This is a genomic window from Acidovorax sp. A1169 (assembly GCF_030704685.1).
Classification (GTDB): domain Bacteria; phylum Pseudomonadota; class Gammaproteobacteria; order Burkholderiales; family Burkholderiaceae_C; genus Acidovorax.
The window spans coordinates 1-16632 of the sequence record NZ_JAUZDX010000024.1 but is presented as its reverse complement, the minus strand read 5'-3'; the positions used below and the strand labels follow the sequence as shown (position 1 = coordinate 16632).

Sequence of the window (16632 nt, the reverse complement as noted above, 5' to 3'; positions counted from 1 at the left end):
GAAGCTGGAGCCGCTCTTGCAAGGCAAGGGCGGAAAAATGGTTAGCCAAAAAGCCGGGTGATATCGTTGAACAGGGCAATGGACATCATGAGGAGCAGCACTGCGACACCACCGTGCTGCAAGCGCTCCAGCCATGCGTCCGACACTTGCTTGCCCGTTACGCCCTCCCAAAGATAATACATCAGGTGCCCACCGTCCAAAACAGGCAGCGGCAGCAGGTTCAGCACACCCAGGCTCACGCTGATCAGCGCCAGGAACACCAGGTACTGCGTGAGGCCCAGGCTGGCCGAACGGCCGGCATAGTCCGCAATGGTCAAGGGCCCGCTGAGGTTCTTGAGGGACGCCTCGCCGATCACCATGCGGCCCATCATCTTCAGGGTGAGCAGCGAAACGTCCCAGGTCTTGACCACACCGGTCCAGAAACCCTCGATCACGCCGTATTCAACGGTTACAAATTCGGGCGCCGCGCCCACGTAGGCGCCGATGCGGCCCACCGTGGCGCCGAGCTCGGGCTGGGCATCGGGCAGCACCTCCAGCGTGAGCGAATTGCCAGAACGGTTGATCAGCCAGGGCTGCGACAGCGGCTCCGTGCCGCGCATGGACTGGCGGATCAGCTCGCGCAGTTGCTGGCCGTCGACCACCTCGGCAGCGCCGATCTTGAGCACCACGTCGCCTTGCTGCAGGCCAGCGCGTTCTGCCGCGCCCTTGGCCATCACCTCGCCCAGCACCGGGCGGGTCCAGGGGCCGAGGATGCCAATCTTGCGAAACAGCTGGGCATCGGCCTCACGCGAGTCGATTTTCGACATGTCCAGCACCAGCTCGCGGTGCGCGCCGTTCTGTGGCTGCACGTCCAGGCGCACGGATTCGCCCTCCAGCGCGCCACGGGTCAGCAGCCAGCGCAGGTCTTCGAACGAGCGCACGGGCTCCAGCTCGTCCGAGCCCAGGGCGGCGCGCTGCACCAGTTCGCCGCCACGCAGGCCGGCCGCCTGTGCCACCGAGCCGGCCACGGGGCTGGCCAGCACGGCCTTGGGTTCCTCCACGCCGTTCCAGTTGACGATGGAGTACAGCAGCACCGCCAGCAGCAGGTTGGCAATCGGCCCGGCCGCCACAATGGCCGCGCGCGCGCGCAGGGGCTGGGTGTTGAATGCCAGATGCCGCTCTTCGGGCGGCACGGGCGCCTCACGCTCGTCCAGCATGCGCACATAGCCACCCAAGGGGAAGGCGCCGAGCACGAACTCGGTCGGCGAGCCTTTGGGCCGCCAGGTGAACAGCGGCTTGCCAAAGCCCACCGAAAAACGCAGCACCTTGACGCCGCAGGCCACGGCCACGCGGTAGTGGCCGTACTCGTGGACGGCAATCAGCAGTCCCAGGGCAACGACAAAGGCAACAAGGGTCAGCAACATGGAAGGCTCCGTGGGTCAACAGGGACAGCAGCGGCGGCCATCGAATGGGATCGGTCAGGCGGCCAGCAGGCCGGCGGCCTGCTCTGCCGCCCTGCGCGACTGGGCGTCCAGATCGAGCAGCGCTGCCAGCGAATCCGGCTTGGAGGGGGAAACCGCGTCCAAAGTTGCAAGATTGACGGCATGGATATGGTCGAAACGCAATCTACCCGACAGAAACCGGCCTACGGCCACCTCGTTGGCGGCATTGAGCACGGCTGTCGTGCCCTCGGCGGCCTTGAGCGCCTGCCAGGACAGATGCAGGCCGGGGAAGCGGATGGCGTCCGCATCCTCGAAGGCCAGCGCGCTCAGCGCCGAAAAATCGAGCCGGCTGGCGCCGCTGGCAATGCGCTCGGGCCAGGCCAGGCCCACGGCGATAGGCACGCGCATGTCGGGCGTGCCCAACTGGGCCAGGATGGACGAATCCTTGAACTGCACCATCGAGTGGATGATCTGCTGCGGGTGGATCACCACCTTGATCTGGTCGGGCGCCAAATCGAACAGCCAGCGCGCCTCGATCACTTCGAGGGCCTTGTTCATCATGGTGGCCGAATCGACCGAGATCTTGCGCCCCATGGAGAAATTGGGGTGGGCGCAGGCCTGGTCGGGCGTGATCTGCGAGAGCGTGGCCGGGTCGCGCTGGCGGAAAGGCCCGCCGGACGCGGTCAGCAAAATGCTGTCCACCCGGTCCGGCCAGGTGGCAGGATCTTCGGGCAGGCACTGGAAGATGGCAGAGTGCTCGCTGTCGATGGGCAGCAGGGTGGCGCCGCCCTCCTTCACGGTCTGCATGAACAGGCCGCCGCCCACCACCAGGGCCTCCTTGTTGGCCAGCAGCAGACGCTTGCCCGCGCGTGCAGCGGCCAGGCAGGGCGCCAGTCCGGCCGCACCCACGATGGCGGCCATGACCGCATCCACGTCGGGGTGCGAGGCAATGGCTTCGAGCGCATCGGCCTCGTACAGCACACGGGTGGCCAGGCCATTCTGGCGCAGCTTGTCCTCCAGCTCACGGGCATGGGGTGCGCTGGCCATCACCGCAAAGCGGGGAGTGAACTGCGCGCACTGCGCCAGCATCAGGTCAACCTGCGTGGCCGCGCTCAGTGCAAAGATCTCGAAGCGTTCAGAGTGGCGCGCCGCCACGTCCAGGGTGCTGGTCCCGATGGAGCCGGTGGAGCCGAGAACGGTAAGCCGTTGTTTCATATAGGGGTCGTCAGGCTCGTGAGCATCATGGCCAAGGGAAGGGTGGGCAGCAGCGCATCCACGCGGTCGAGCACGCCGCCGTGGCCGGGCAGCAGGCCACTGCTGTCCTTGACGCCGGCGCTGCGCTTGATGAGCGATTCCACCAGGTCGCCGGAAACGCTCATCGCCGTCATGAACAGGGCCGCCACCACCAGCAGCCACCAGCCCTGGCGGGCCATGCGGCTGTAGAAACTGAGCACTTCGGCCTGCCAGTGGGCATCGGCCGCCACCCAGGCGAACGAAAGAACCAGCACGCCCGCCAGGCCGCCCCACACGCCTTCCCAGCTCTTGCCGGGGCTGATGGCGGGGGCCAGCTTGTTCTTCGTGAAGCGCAGGCCGAAGGCGCGGCCCGCAAAATAGGCAAAGATGTCGGCCACCCAGACGAGGACCAGCACCGACAGCAGGAAGTTGATGCCCACGTGGCGCGCCTGCACCACCGCCAGCCAGGCCAGCCACAGGGCCAGAACGCCGGCAATCAGGCGCACGGCCGCCGGGATGCGTGGCCAGCCGGGCACGCCAGCGCGCAGCAGCCAGGCGGTGCCCAGCACCCACAGGGCCCCGCCCACGATCCACAGCACCGTCAGCGGCTGGGTGAGCCAGCCCAGCGCCCACGAGCCCATGCACAGCGCCACGCAGGCAGCCCCCACGGCAAGCGAGCCCGCCTGGCCAAAGCCGCACAGCCGGCCCCACTCCCACGCGCCAGCGGCCATGAGCACCAGCACCACTACGGTAAAAGGCAGGGGCGAGCCGTAGAACAGCGCTGGCAACAGGATGGCCAGAAGGACAAGGGCAGTGATGACGCGCTGTTGGAGCATGGGGCCTTTTCAGCCCGGCATCGGATCGGGATGCGCGGACAGGGTGATCTGTTCTGAGGTTTTGCCGAAGCGGCGCTCCCGCGCACTGTAAGCCGCAATGGCTTCGTCGAGTGCGGATTCGTCGAAATCCGGCCACAACCGGTCACTGAAGACCAGCTCCGAATACGCGATCTGCCACAGCAGGAAGTTGCTGATGCGCATCTCGCCACCGGTGCGCACGACAAGGTCCGGGTCGGGCACGTGAGACATGCCCATGGCCGCATTCAGGCTGGCTTCGGTGATCGGCTCGCCCTTGGCAGCCAGGGCCGCCGCTGCCTGGGCAATGTCCCAGCGCCCGCCATAGTTGAAGCAGACGTTGAGCACCAGGCGCGTGTTGTGGGCCGTGGCAGCCTCGGCCTGGGCCAGGCCATCCTGCACCTTGGGCGACAGGCCCGTGCGCTCGCCCACGAAGTACAGGCGCACGCCGTCCTTCATGAGCTGGGGCACCTCGCGCGCCAGCGCCATGGCCAGCAGCTCCATGAGGCCGGAGACCTCATCGGCCGGCCGGTTCCAGTTTTCGGACGAGAAGGCGAAGACGGTGAGCACACCCACGCCGCGCTGCACGCAGGCGCGTGCGCAGCGGCGCAATGAATCAACCCCTTGCTTGTGGCCAGCCAGACGCGGCAGGAAGCGGCGCGTGGCCCAGCGGCCGTTGCCATCCATGACGATGGCGATGTGGTGTGGCACCACCGGAGATACTGGCATGCGAATGTTCGAGCCTCTGGCTCAAACCGCCATGATTTCCTGTTCCTTGGCCGCCACCAGCGCATCGATCTCCAGGATGTGGCGGTCGGTGAACTTTTGCACGTCGGCTTCGGCGCGCTTTTGGTCGTCTTCGGAAGCCAGCTTGTCCTTGACCAGCTTCTTGACCGCCTCGTTGGCGTCACGGCGCAGGTTGCGCACGGCGATCTTGGCGCTCTCGCCTTCGGTGCGGGCCAGCTTGGTCATTTCCTTGCGGCGCTCTTCGCTCATCGGCGGCATGGGCACGCGGATCAGGTCGCCCATGGAAGCGGGGTTCAGGCCCAGGTCGCTTTCGCGGATGGCCTTTTCGATCTTGGCGCCCATGCCCTTTTCCCAGGGCTGCACGCTGATGGTGCGCGAGTCGATCAGCGCCACGTTGGCCACCTGGGAGAGGGGCACGAAGGAGCCGTAGTACTCGACCTGCACGGAGTCAAGCAGCGAGGGGTTGGCGCGACCCGTGCGGATCTTCTGCAGGTTGTTCTTGAAGGCCGAGATGGACTGGTCCATCTTGGTTTCAGCGTTTTTCTTGATGTCGGCAATCGTCATGTTTTTCTCCTCGGGGCAGACCAGAGACGGGCAGGCGCGCAGCCCACCCGTGCATCGTCATCAGGCGTAAACCAGCGTACCCTCGTCCTCGCCCATCACCACGCGCTTGAGCGCGCCGTGCTTGATGATCGAGAACACCCGCACCGGCAGCTTCTGGTCGCGGCACAGGGCAAAGGCGGTCGCATCCATGATGCCCAGGTTGCGGGACATGGCCTCGTCGAAGCTGAGCTTCGTGTAGCGCGTGGCCGTGGGATCCTTCTGGGGGTCGGCAGTATAAACGCCGTCCACCTTGGTGGCCTTGAGCACCAGCTCGGCGCCGATCTCGGCACCGCGCAGGGCCGCAGCCGTGTCGGTGGTGAAGAAGGGGTTGCCCGTGCCGGCCGCGAAGACTACCACCTTGCCCTCTTCAAGGTACTGCAGCGCCTTGGGCCGCACGTAGGGCTCGACCACCTGCTCGATGGCAATGGCGGACATCACGCGGGCGATCAGGCCCTGCTTGTCCATGGCATCGGCCAGGGCCAGCGCATTCATCACGGTGGCCAGCATGCCCATGTAGTCGGCGGTGGCCCGGTCCATGCCGACCGAGCCGCCCGCGACGCCACGGAAAATGTTGCCCCCACCGATCACCACCGCCACCTGCACACCCAGGCGGGTGACTTCGGCGATCTCCTCCACCATGCGCACGATGGTGGCGCGGTTGATGCCGAAGGCGTCATCCCCCATCAGCGCCTCACCAGACAGCTTGAGCAGGATGCGCTTGTGGGCTGGTGCAGCGTTGGACATGGGAAACTTCTCCGGTAGGTGGTGCAGGGCTTGGGTGGGGTTGTTGCAGGGAGCGATCAGGCAGCGGCCTTGGCGGCAGCCACCTGGGCGGCCACTTCGGCGGCGAAGTCGTCAACCTTCTTCTCGATGCCTTCGCCCACCACGTACAGGGTGAAGCCCTTGACGGTGGTGTTGGTGGCCTTGAGCATCTGCTCGACGGTCTGCTTGCCGTCTGCAGCCTTCACGAAGACCTGGTTGAACAGAGACACTTCCTTGAGGAATTTCTGCACGCCGCCTTCGATGCGCTTGGCGACGATTTCGTCGGACTGCACGGGCTTGCCTTCGGCTTCGGCCTTGGCCTTGTCTTCAGCCGCCTTGGCAGCAGCCACCGAGCGCTCTTTCTCGATCAGGTCGGCAGGCACGTCGGCGCTGGTCAGGGCCACGGGCTTCATGGCGGCGATGTGCATGGCCACGTCCTTGGCGGCCACTTCGTCGCCCTCGAACTCGACGACCACGCCGATGCGCGTGCCGTGCAGGTACGAGGCCAGCTTGCTGGTGCCGTTGAACTGCTTGAAGCGGCGGAACGACATGTTCTCGCCGATCTTGCCGATCAGGCCCTTGCGCACGTCTTCCAGCGTGGGGCCGAAGCTGTCTTGCTCGTAGGCAAGAGCACCCAGGGCCGCCACGTCGGCGGGGTTGTGCTTGGCGATCAGCTCGGCAGCAGCATTGGCCAGTGCGATGAAGCTGTCGTTCTTGCTCACGAAGTCGGTTTCGCTGTTCACTTCGACCAAGGCGCCGTTGGTGCCATTGATGAAGCTGGCGACCACGCCTTCGGCGGTGATGCGCGAAGCGGCCTTGCCAGCCTTGGTGCCCAGCTTGACGCGCAGCAGCTCTTCGGCCTTGGCCATGTCGCCGTCAGCTTCGGTCAGCGCCTTCTTGCATTCCATCATCGGTGCATCGGTCTTGCCACGCAGTTCGGCGACCATGCTTGCGGTAATTGCAGCCATCTTTATTCCTTCGGTGTTCGGTTCAATCGATTCAGATTCGGGCTAAAAAAAAGGGGGCTAACCAGGAGCCCCGCTTTTGTTCGCGACGGATCGCGCAGCCGGGCTATCAGGCGGCGGCTTCTTGCACTTCCACGAATTCGTCGCTGCTCTCGGACGTAGCGGCCTTCACCACTTCGTTCACGGCATTGGCACGGCCTTCGATGATCGCGTCGGCGATACCGCGGGCGTACAGCATCACGGCCTTGGCCGAGTCGTCGTTGCCGGGGATCACGTAGTCGATGCCTTCGGGCGAGTGGTTGGTGTCAACCACGCCGATCAGCGGGATACCGAGCTTCTTGGCTTCGGCAACGGCGATCTTGTGGAAGCCCACGTCGATGATGAAGATGGCGTCTGGCAGTGCAGCCATGTCCTGGATGCCGCCGATGTCCTTTTCGAGCTTCTCGATCTCACGGGTGAACGTGAGCTGTTCCTTCTTGCTCAGGCTGTCCAGGCCGGTTTCCAGCTGGGCCTTCATGTCCTTGAGGCGCTTGATCGAGGTCTTCACGGTCTTGAAGTTCGTCAGCATGCCGCCCAGCCAGCGCTGGTCAACGAAAGGAACACCGGCGCGCAGGGCTTCGGTGGACAGGATTTCGCGGGCCTGGCGCTTCGTGCCGACCATCAGGATCGTGCCGCGGTTGGCAGCCAGTTGCTTGGCGAACTTCTGTGCTTCCTGGAACAGTGGCAGCGACTTTTCCAGGTTGATGATGTGGATCTTGTTGCGATGGCCGAAGATGTAGGGGGCCATCTTGGGGTTCCAGAAGCGGGTTTGGTGACCGAAGTGGACACCGGCTTCCAGCATTTCGCGCATGGTAACGGACATAAGAATACTCCAAAGGTTAGGTCTAAAATCAGCCCCAATATTTGCAACGCCGTGTTTCCCACGACCGCTGCAACACCTTGACAGGGCTGGTTTGCGATTGGTTTTGCTACAAGCCCCACGCACAAAGCGCTACTGCTCCCAGCAAAACCCAAGGATTCTAGCACACCCATGCTCCCAGACCTTCTTGCCACCCGCTCGGCCCTGCGGGCCGGCACCAGCACCCCGGCCGCCGAACTCGAACGCTGCATCGCGGCAGCAAAGGCGCCGGCCAATACCCACAGCTTCCTGCAAACCCTCTTCGATACCGCACGCACCGCCGTGGTGCAGCCGGACATGGCGCAAAGGCCCCTGGCCGGGCTGGCGGTTTCGGTCAAGGACCTGTTCGACATCGCCGGCCAGCCCACGGCAGCCGGCTCCACGGCACTCGCCGACAGCCCCCCGGCGCAGCAGGACAGCCCGGCCGTGGCACGGCTGCGCGCCGCCGGCGCGAGCCTCATCGGCCGCACGAACATGGTCGAATTCGCCTTTTCCGGCGTGGGGGTGAACCCCCACTTCGGCACCCCGGCCGCCTGGGATGCGCGCTTTGGCGCGCTGCCCGGCGAGGCGCGCGTGCCAGGCGGATCCTCCTCAGGCGCGGCCGTCTCGGTGGCCACCGGCGCAGCCTTCGTGGGCCTGGGCTCGGATACGGGCGGATCCATCCGCATCCCGGCCGCGCTCAACGGCATCGTGGGTTTCAAGAACACGCAGCGCCTGGTGCCCACCTCGGGCGCCGTGCCGCTGTCCACCACGCTGGACACGGCCTGCGCCCTGACGCGCAGCGTGGGCGATGCCATCGCGGTGCACGAACTGCTGTCGGCCACGCGCGTCACGCGCAGCCCCGCCCCACTGGCCGGCTACCGCCTGGCCGTGCCCACCACCCTGTTCCTGGACGGCCTGGACGCCACGGTGGCCCAGGCCTTCGAGCGCACACTCGCCACCCTGCGCCGTGCGGGCGCGCGCATCAGCACCATCACCCTGCCCGAGTCGGCCCAGCAGCCCGCGTACGGCTTCTCGCCGCCCGAGGCGTATGCCTGGCACCGCGAGTTGCTGGCCGCCAAGGGGGGCCAGTACGACCCCCGGGTGCGCGCCCGCATCGAAAAAGGCGCCACGCTCACGGCCTGGGAATACCTGGCCCTCATCGACGCCCGCCGCAACTGGCAACGGAGCATGCACGCCGCCATCGATGGCTACGACGCCCTGCTCTCGCCCACCGTGCCAATCACTGCCCCCACCATCGCCAGCGTGGCCCCGGGCACAGAGCGCGACGAAGAGTTCTTTCGCGTGAACACCCTGCTGCTGCGCAACACCAGCCTGGTGAACCTGCTGGACGGCTGCGCCCTGTCGCTGCCCTGCCACGTTCGGGGGGAACTCCCGGTCGGCCTGATGGTCTGGCATGGGGCGCTGCGCGACGACGGGGTACTCAACGCCGGTCTGCGCATTGAAGCAGCATTGCAAGAAAAATAACAATTGCCGCTTGCTGCAAAGCAGCAAACGCAACCCATACTCCCCATTCATGAAGATTGCCATCGTGGGCGCCGGCATCATCGGCGTCACCACCGCATACGAACTGGCCCGCGACGGCCATGAGGTCACCGTGTTCGAGCAGCGCAACGCCGCCGCCGAAGATGCCAGCTTTGCCACTGCCGGCCTGCTGGCCCCCCTGCTGACGACGCCCTGGTCGCTGCCGGGCATGGCCCCGGCCGCGCGGCTCATGGGCGCGCAATCCACCGTGCGCCTGGCCCAGGGCTTCGGCCGCGCCGACGTGTCCTGGCTGTGGCACTGGAAGCGCCTGGCAAAGCGCGGCCCCGGCCCGGCCACCGCACTTGAGCGCCTGGCCCAGTACAGCCTGGCACGCACGCTGGAGATCGCCACCGAACACGAGCTCGACTTCGAAGCCAGCCCCGGCCGCCTGCTGCTGCTGCGCACCGAACAGGACCGCGCCCACCTGCAACCCTCCTTGCAGTGCCTGCGCGACGCGGGCGTGGCCGTGCAGGAGATCGATGCCGCCGCCGCCCAGAAGCTCGAACCCGGGCTGTCGCCCGAAACACCGCTGGCCGGTGCCATCTCGCTGCCCGGCGCTGCTGCAGGCAACTGCCGGCTGTTCGCGCAACTGCTGCGCCAGGGTACGCAGGCAGGGGGCGTGCAGTTTGCCTTTGGCACGCGCGTGGAGCGCCTGGCGACCAACCCCGTGGGCGTAGCGGTGCAGGGCGAAGCCACGCCGCGCCGTTTCGACGCCGTGGTGCTGTGCGCCGGCATGGCCTCGGCCGCCCTGCTGCCGGCCCTCGGCCTGCCGCTGCCGATGACGGCCGTGTACGGCTACTCCGTCAGCGCGCCGCTGCGCGAAGACACCCACGCCCCGCAGGCCAGCGTGGTCGACGTGCAGCAGCAGATCAGCATCACCCGCCTGGGGCTGCGCGTGCGCGTGGCTGGCGGGGCCGAGCTGGGCAGCGCCGACGCAGAGCACCACGCCCCCACCGTCGCGCGACTGTACCGCACGCTCAACGACTGGTTTCCCGGCGGCGCACAGCTCTCGGGCGGCGTGCAGACCTGGCGCGGCGCGCGCACCCTGCTGCCCGATGGCGCACCCGTGATTGGCGCCAGCGGCATACCCGGCCTGTGGCTCAACACCGGCCACGGCACGGGCGGCTTTGCCCTGGCCAGCGGCAGCGCGCGCGCCATCGCCGACCTGGTGGCCCAGCGCAGCCCCGAGATCAACCTCGACGGACTGGGCTTGCGGCGGTTTTGAGCCTGCGGGAAGCAGGTCGGCGCACAATGCAGCGGCCACATTGCCCGCCTGCCATGCACCGCATCACCCCCCATCAGCCCCACGCCCTGCACCACACTGCCGCCACGCGCCGCATCGAGCGCGCGGCCGCTGACAGCCTGCCGCCCCACACGCTGATGCAGCGCGCCGGCCAGGCCGTGGCGCAGCTGGCCCAGGCCCTGGCGCCCCATGCGCGCACGGTGTGGATTGCCTGCGGCGCGGGCAACAACGGCGGAGACGGACTGGAGGCCGCCATGCACCTGCGGCGCAGCGGCCGCCGCGTGGTGGTGACCTGGCTGGGCACGCCCGAGACCGCCCCGCCCGACGCGCGCCAGTCGTGGGAGCGCGCCCTGGCCGCAGACGTGGAATGGGCCGACACCGCCCCCGACACCCTGACCGAGGCAGACCTGTGCATCGACGCCCTGCTCGGCATCGGCATCACCGCACCCACCCACGGCAGCGCAGCGCGCCCGCCCAACGAACGCCTGCAGGCCTGCCTGCGGCAGCTGAAGGCCAGCCCCGCCCCGGTACTGTCGGTGGACCTGCCCTCGGGCCTGGATGCGGACACCGGCCAGTTCGGCGCAGGCCTGGCACCCGAAGCACTCCTGCACCATGCCGCCTCACCACGGCATACGCTGAGCCTGCTCACACTCAAGCCCGGGCTGTTCACCGCCGCCGGGCGCGATGCGGCAGGCAGCGTGTGGCTCGACGACCTGGGTGTGGCACCCGGGCACGAGCCACCCAATGCCTGGCTCTGCGGCCCGCCACCGCCCGAGCCACGCCAGCACGCCAGCCACAAGGGCAGTCATGGCGACGTGGCCGTGATCGGCGGCGAAGGCCTGGCCCAGCGCGGCATGGGCATGGCCGGTGCAGCCCTGCTGGCCGCGTCAGCCGCACTGCACCAGGGGGCGGGCCGCGTGCTGGTGGCCCCGCTGGATGCCGGCCATCTGGAGGTGGACACGGGCCAGCCGGAGCTGATGCTGCGCCGCTTCGGCGCGCTGGACCTCGCGGCACTCACCGTGGTGTGCGGCTGCGGCGGCGGCGAGGCCGTCGCCAGCGTGCTGCGCGAGGTGATCACGCACGCCGCACGCCTGGTGCTGGACGCCGACGCCCTGAACGCCATCGCCCTCGATGCCGCTCTGCACGCGCTGGTGGTGGCGCGCGGCCAGCACGGCCAGCCCACCGTGCTCACACCGCACCCCCTGGAGGCCGCCCGCCTGCTCGGCCTCACCACAGCCGAAGTGCAGGCCGACCGGCTGAATGCCGCCCAGCAACTGGCCGCACAGTTCAACTGCGTGGCCGTGCTCAAGGGTTCTGGCACGGTGATCAGCGCGGCCGACCGCGTACCGGCCATCAACCCCACGGGCAATGGCCTGCTGGCCACCGCCGGCACCGGCGACGTGCTGGCCGGCATGGTGGGCGCACGCCTGGCTGCCGGCGCCAGCGCGCTGCGCGCCGCGAGCGAGGCCGTCTACGCCCATGGCCTGGCTGCGGACCACTGGCCCGAGGGCCTGGCCCTGACGGCCAGCGCACTGGCACGGCGGATCGGCCGCTGACCACCACTACGGCACCAGCACCACCTCCTTCAGGGGCTTGAGCACGCTCGACGGCGTCATGCCGAAGGTCTGGCGGAACATGCGGCTGAAATGCGCCGAGTCGGAAAACGCGCCATGCAGGGCCGCGTCCGTCAGGCGCGGGCTGGTCGCGAGCCCCGCCATGGACAGGCGCACCTGCGACCACACCCGGTAGCTGCGCAGGCTGACGCCCATCTCTGCGCGGAACAGGTGGTTGAAGCGCGATGACGACAGCTGCACGCCCGCCGCCAGTCCGTCGCGCAAAAGCCGCTGATCCCCCGGGGTGCGCAAGGCCTGCAGGCTGCGCAGCACGCGCGCATCGAGCGGCGCCGCCGGCGCCCACGGCAGCCGTAGCAGGGCATGCAGGTCGAAGTGGCGCAGGTACCCATCCATGGCGCTGCGCGCACCCACAGGGATGGCCACATCCAGGATCACGGACCCTCGCTGATCGAACTGGCGGCGCAGGCCACGCGCCTCGCGCGAGTCGGGCTCCAGGTACATCAGCGCCACCTGCTCGCCGCGGGGGTCCAGCAGATGCTCCACCCCCGCATCGACCAGCGCGCTGTGGCAGGACTCGACGACGCCAGGCCCCAAGTGCAGCGCAAAGCGGCCCGAGAGGCCCACCAGCAGCACCGGCGCCGCATGGCAATGCCAGCCCGTGGGCGGCAGGTCGCCGACATACAGGGCCCGGTCCGGGCCCAAGGTCAAGGTGTTGTGCGCTGGCATAGCCCAAACATGCAAGTTTTCAAACGGCACTCCCGGTAGTCTTCAACGGCAATCCATCCCACAACGGAGACCTGCTCTTGAAGCGCATCCTCATTTCTACCGCAGCGGCACTGGCACTGGCCACCACCGCGCTCTACTACGGCACCCCCACCCTGTTCAAGCAGCCGCTGCTGGACCTCAATCGCCAGCTCTCGGGCCTCTCGGCCAAGACCGTCCGCATCGCGGGGCACGAGGTGCACTACCTGGACAGCGGCCCAACCGAGCCCGGCACTGCACAAGGCCACGACGGCCTGCCCATCATCCTGCTGCATGGCATTTTTGCAGAGAAGGACCACTGGGCAGACTTTGCGCGCCCGATCACCGCCACGCGCCGCGTGATCGCCCCCGACCTGCCAGGCTTTGGCGAAAGCACGCGCGACGAGGCCCAGCCCTATGATTACGCAGCCCACACCAGGCGCCTGCGCGAGCTGATGGATGCCTGGGGCATAGCCAAGGCCCACCTGGCGGGCAACTCGATGGGCGGCACCATTGCCGCGCTGCTGGCGCTGGAACACCCGGACCGCGTGGCCAGCGTGGCCTTTGTCGGCGCACCGCACGGGCTGCGCTCGACTCGGGCGAGCCGCATGGACCGGCTCATCGATGCCGGGCAGCGCCCGCTGGTAGCGCACGATGCGGCAGCATTCGAGGCCATGATGGCGCTGGTGTTCGAAAAGCGCCCCTTCCTGCCCTACCCCATCCTGCACGCCAGCGGGCAGGACGCGCTGCGCAACGCGGCATCCAACACACGGCTGTGGGACGCCCAGCTCAAGGACCGGTACTTGCTGGAGCAACGGCTGGCGACCGGCCTGCCGCAGCCCACGCTGGCCCTCTGGGGCGAGCAGGACCGGGTGTTCGACATCTCGGGCAGCCAGGCGCTGCACACCCTGCTGCCGGGCGCGCACATCGAGCGCCTGGCCGGCATCGGCCACCTACCCATGATGGAGGCCCCCGCCAACTCAGCGCAGCGCTACCTCGCCTTCCTGCAACAAGCACAACGGCCAGGCCCCACGGGCCAGCCCCAGGCCGCCGCCCGCCCATGAAAAATGGCGGCCCGCGCCTGCGCGGGCCGCCATGGTCCAGTGACCTGGATCAGCTGCGGCGCGGCTTGCGGCCCTTGCTGGTCTTGCCGCCGGGCTTGCCGTTGCCGGCCGCCTTCTTCACCGACGCCTTGAGCTCCTGAATGGGCGAGCGCGCAGCGCGCTCGCGCGTGAGCGATGCCATCTCGGTGGCCGAGGGATCGGCGGCCTTCGCCTTGGGCCGGCCACCGCTGCTGGAGCGACCACTGCTGCCGCCCTTGCGCGGGCCCTTGCCGGAACCACCGGGGCCGTCCTGCGACACGCCCTTGTCCTTGAGCGCGCGGCCCACCAGTTCCTCGCCCTCGCGCACCAGACGGAAATCGATCTTGCGGCCATCGAGGTCCACACGGCTGACCTGCACACGCACCCGCGCGCCGATGGCGTAGCGGATGCCGGTGCGCTCGCCACGCAGCTCCTGGCGCGCCTCGTCGAACTTGTAATACTCGCCACCGAGCTCGGTGATGTGCACCAGGCCTTCGACGTACATGGCGTCCAGCGTCACGAAGATGCCGAAGCTCGTCGCCGCACTGACCACGCCGCTGTACTCCTCGCCCAGATGCTCGCGCATGTACTTGCACTTGAGCCAGGCTTCCACGTCGCGGCTGGCCTCGTCGGCACGGCGTTCGTTGGCGCTGCAGTGCAGGCCAGCAGCCTCCCAGGCCTGGACTTCGCGGCTTGGCGGCTTGACGTCCTTGCGCGGCTTGGTGCCGGGCGCCGCCACGCGGGACGCCAGGCGCTTGGCCAGCTTGGCATGGGCCTCGCCCGGCGTGGGCAGCGAGGGCAGCTTGTACTGCGTCTTGGCCAGGATGGCCTTGATCACGCGGTGCACCAGCAGATCGGGGTAGCGCCGGATGGGGCTGGTGAAGTGGGTATACGCCTCGAACGCCAGGCCGAAGTGGCCGCTGTTGACGGGGGTGTAGATGGCCTGCTGCATGGAGCGCAGCAGCATGGTGTGGATCTGCTGGGCGTCGGGCCGGTCCTTGGTGGCCTCGGCGATGGCCTGGAATTCCGAGGGCTTGGGATCGTCGCCGATGGTCATGCCCACGGCCATGGCCTTGAGGTAGTTGCGCAGGATCTCCTGCTTCTCGGGCGTGGGGCCTTCGTGCACGCGGAACAGGCCGGGCTGGCCGCCCTGGGCGATGAAGTCGGCGCTGCAGACGTTGGCGGCCAGCATGGCCTCCTCGATGAGCTTGTGCGCATCGTTGCGGGTGCGCGGCACAATCTTCTCGATGCGGCCGTTCTCGTCGCAGATGATCTGCGTCTCGGTGGTCTCGAAGTCCACCGCGCCGCGCTGGCGGCGCGCAATCAGCAACGCACGGTACACGTCGTGCAGGTTCAGCAGGTCCGGAATGCGTTCCTTGCGCTTGCTGGCCTCGGGCCCGCGCGTGTTGGCCAGGATGGCTGCCACCTCGGTGTACGTGAAGCGCGCATGGCTGTGCATCACCGCCGGGTAGAACTGGTAGGCATGCACCTCGCCCTTGGCGTTGACCAGCATGTCGCAGACCATGCACAGGCGCTCGACATCGGGGTTGAGCGAGCACAGGCCGTTGGAGAGCTTCTCCGGCAGCATGGGGATCACGCGGCGCGGGAAGTACACGCTGGTGGCGCGGTCGTAGGCATCGATGTCGATGGCGCTGCCGGTCTCCACATAGTTGCTCACATCGGCAATGGCCACCAAAAGGCGCCAGCCCTTGCCGCGGCCCACGCGCGCGGGCTCGCAGTACACGGCATCGTCGAAGTCGCGCGCGTCTTCGCCGTCGATGGTGACCAGGGGCACGTCGGTCAGGTCCACGCGGCGCTTCTTGTCCTGCGGGCGCACCTTGTCGGGCAGCTCCTTGGCCTGCGCCAGGCACTCGGCCGAGAACTCGTGCGGCACGCCGTACTTGCGCACGGCGATCTCGATCTCCATGCCCGGGTCGTCGACCTCGCCGAGCACTTCGGTGATGCGGCCCACGGGCTGGCCAAACAGGGCCGGCGGCTCGGTGAGTTCGACCACGACCACCTGGCCGGGCTTGGCGGCGCCAGTGGCGCCCTTGGGGATCAGCACGTCCTGGCCATAGCGCTTGTCTTCGGGCGCCACCAGCCACACGCCGCTCTCCTGCAGCAGCCGGCCGATGATGGGCTGCGGCGGGCGTTCGATGATCTCGACCACGCGGCCTTCGGGACGGCCGCGGCGGTCCTGGCGCACGATGCGCACGCGCACACGGTCCTTGTGCAGCACGGCGCGCATTTCATTGGGGGGGATATAGATGTCCCCTTCGCCATCGTCACGGATGACAAAACCATGGCCATCACGGTGCCCCTGTACGCTTCCTTCAATTTCGTCAGACAAATGCGCGGACTGCGCGCCGGGGGTGGTTTTCTTGATATACAATCTGAGTCTTTCCTGAAATGCCCAGGTGGCGGAATTGGTAGACGCACTAGTTTCAGGTACTAGCGAGTAACATCGTGGAGGTTCGAGTCCTCTCCTGGGCACCAAGTTTAACGAGAACCAGTGATGGTTTTCAAAATATCGAAGCCGCTGTACCCACAGCGGCTTTTTTATTTGTCGGTACCGCCCCGCCCCATGGCCGCGACACCCGGCAGAACCAAGGCCCAAGGCGCAGCACACACAGACAGGCAGCACCCATGGGCATGGTTGCCTGCCCTATACCCGTCGACAGCCTGCGGACATGCCGGGCGCAGACATCGAACGATGGCCCGGGAAAAAGTGCTCGCCGCACACAATTTTCAAAAAAGTTGGCAACTTCGCTGGCGACCCCAAAAAACGTTCTATAATTCAAAGCTGATCTGAAAGCCCAGGTGGCGGAATTGGTAGACGCACTAGTTTCAGGTACTAGCGAGTAACATCGTGGAGGTTCGAGTCCTCTCCTGGGCACCAAACAAAGAAAAAGCCGTTGCATTCGCAACGGCTTTTTTGTTTTTGCGGCTGCACTTGCAGCAGCCCCCCCCCCCCCCCCCCCCCCCCCC

14 protein-coding genes and 2 tRNA genes are annotated in these 16632 nt (G+C 67.4%); 6 read left to right on the top strand and 10 right to left on the bottom strand.

Translation table 11 applies throughout. The features are described from left to right. Nucleotides 1–41: 41 nt before the first annotated feature. The 8 genes from rseP to rpsB form a co-directional block, all read right to left on the bottom strand. Nucleotides 42–1403: an RIP metalloprotease RseP gene (gene rseP / locus QYL93_RS27260; RefSeq protein WP_305746615.1), complete on the bottom strand. Its 1362-nt coding sequence runs from the start codon at nt 1401–1403 to the stop codon at nt 42–44. A gap of 54 nt (nt 1404–1457) precedes the next feature. After that, nucleotides 1458–2636 carry a 1-deoxy-D-xylulose-5-phosphate reductoisomerase gene (ispC, locus tag QYL93_RS27255; RefSeq protein WP_305746614.1) on the bottom strand — a complete coding sequence of 393 codons (1179 nt, stop codon included), beginning with the start codon at nt 2634–2636 and terminating at the stop codon, nt 1458–1460. After that, nucleotides 2633–3490, bottom strand: a complete 858-nt coding sequence (locus QYL93_RS27250; protein ID WP_305746613.1) for a phosphatidate cytidylyltransferase — start codon at nt 3488–3490, stop codon at nt 2633–2635. The genes ispC and QYL93_RS27250 overlap by 4 nt, the downstream gene beginning before the upstream one ends. 9 nt (nt 3491–3499) lie before the next feature. Next, nucleotides 3500–4234, bottom strand: coding sequence for a polyprenyl diphosphate synthase (uppS, locus tag QYL93_RS27245; protein WP_305746612.1), 735 nt, complete (start codon nt 4232–4234; stop codon nt 3500–3502). 21 nt (nt 4235–4255) lie between these two features. Beyond that, the gene (gene frr, locus QYL93_RS27240; RefSeq protein WP_057205606.1) at nt 4256–4816 is read right to left on the bottom strand and encodes a ribosome recycling factor; all 561 of its coding nucleotides are present in this window, start codon (nt 4814–4816) and stop codon (nt 4256–4258) included. Nucleotides 4817–4876: 60 nt separating this feature from the next. After that, nucleotides 4877–5599, bottom strand: coding sequence for a UMP kinase (gene pyrH / locus QYL93_RS27235; protein WP_007852283.1), 723 nt, complete (start codon nt 5597–5599; stop codon nt 4877–4879). Between the two features lie 56 nt (nt 5600–5655). Continuing rightward, nucleotides 5656–6585, bottom strand: coding sequence for a translation elongation factor Ts (tsf, locus tag QYL93_RS27230; RefSeq protein ID WP_305746611.1), 930 nt, complete (start codon nt 6583–6585; stop codon nt 5656–5658). A gap of 106 nt (nt 6586–6691) precedes the next feature. Continuing rightward, a complete protein-coding gene (gene rpsB / locus QYL93_RS27225) occupies nt 6692–7444 on the bottom strand; it encodes a 30S ribosomal protein S2 (protein ID WP_057205602.1) in 753 nt (250 codons plus the stop codon). A gap of 168 nt (nt 7445–7612) precedes the next feature. Here rpsB and QYL93_RS27220 point away from each other — a divergent pair, with 168 nt between their 5' ends. Genes QYL93_RS27220 through QYL93_RS27210 form a run of 3 tightly spaced genes read left to right on the top strand, consistent with a single transcriptional unit; the run spans nt 7613 to nt 11803 of the window. Continuing rightward, nucleotides 7613–8947 carry an amidase gene (locus tag QYL93_RS27220; RefSeq protein WP_305746610.1) on the top strand — a complete coding sequence of 445 codons (1335 nt, stop codon included), beginning with the start codon at nt 7613–7615 and terminating at the stop codon, nt 8945–8947. 49 nt (nt 8948–8996) lie between these two features. Further along, nucleotides 8997–10229, top strand: coding sequence for an FAD-dependent oxidoreductase (locus tag QYL93_RS27215; RefSeq protein ID WP_305746609.1), 1233 nt, complete (start codon nt 8997–8999; stop codon nt 10227–10229). Nucleotides 10230–10282: 53 nt separating this feature from the next. Then, complete coding sequence (locus tag QYL93_RS27210; protein WP_305746608.1) at nt 10283–11803, top strand: NAD(P)H-hydrate dehydratase; 1521 nt, start codon at nt 10283–10285, stop codon at nt 11801–11803. A 6-nt stretch (nt 11804–11809) separates the two neighbouring features. Here the strand turns inward: QYL93_RS27210 and QYL93_RS27205 are convergent, their stop codons facing one another. After that, a complete protein-coding gene (locus tag QYL93_RS27205; RefSeq protein ID WP_305746607.1) occupies nt 11810–12547 on the bottom strand; it encodes an AraC family transcriptional regulator in 738 nt (245 codons plus the stop codon). A 77-nt stretch (nt 12548–12624) separates the two neighbouring features. Between QYL93_RS27205 and QYL93_RS27200 the strand changes: the two genes are divergently transcribed. Beyond that, complete coding sequence (locus QYL93_RS27200) at nt 12625–13626, top strand: alpha/beta fold hydrolase (protein ID WP_305746606.1); 1002 nt, start codon at nt 12625–12627, stop codon at nt 13624–13626. 49 nt (nt 13627–13675) lie between these two features. Here QYL93_RS27200 and rnr read toward each other — a convergent pair whose 3' ends face one another. Continuing rightward, nucleotides 13676–16036 (bottom strand): ribonuclease R, encoded by a 2361-nt coding sequence (gene rnr / locus QYL93_RS27195; RefSeq protein ID WP_305746605.1) that lies wholly within the window; start codon nt 16034–16036, stop codon nt 13676–13678. Nucleotides 16037–16055: 19 nt separating this feature from the next. On the opposite strand from rnr, the gene QYL93_RS27190 reads away from it, so the two are divergent. Next, nucleotides 16056–16140 (top strand) — tRNA-Leu (locus QYL93_RS27190). Nucleotides 16141–16458: 318 nt separating this feature from the next. Next, nucleotides 16459–16543 (top strand) — tRNA-Leu (locus QYL93_RS27185). Nucleotides 16544–16632 lie beyond the last annotated feature (89 nt).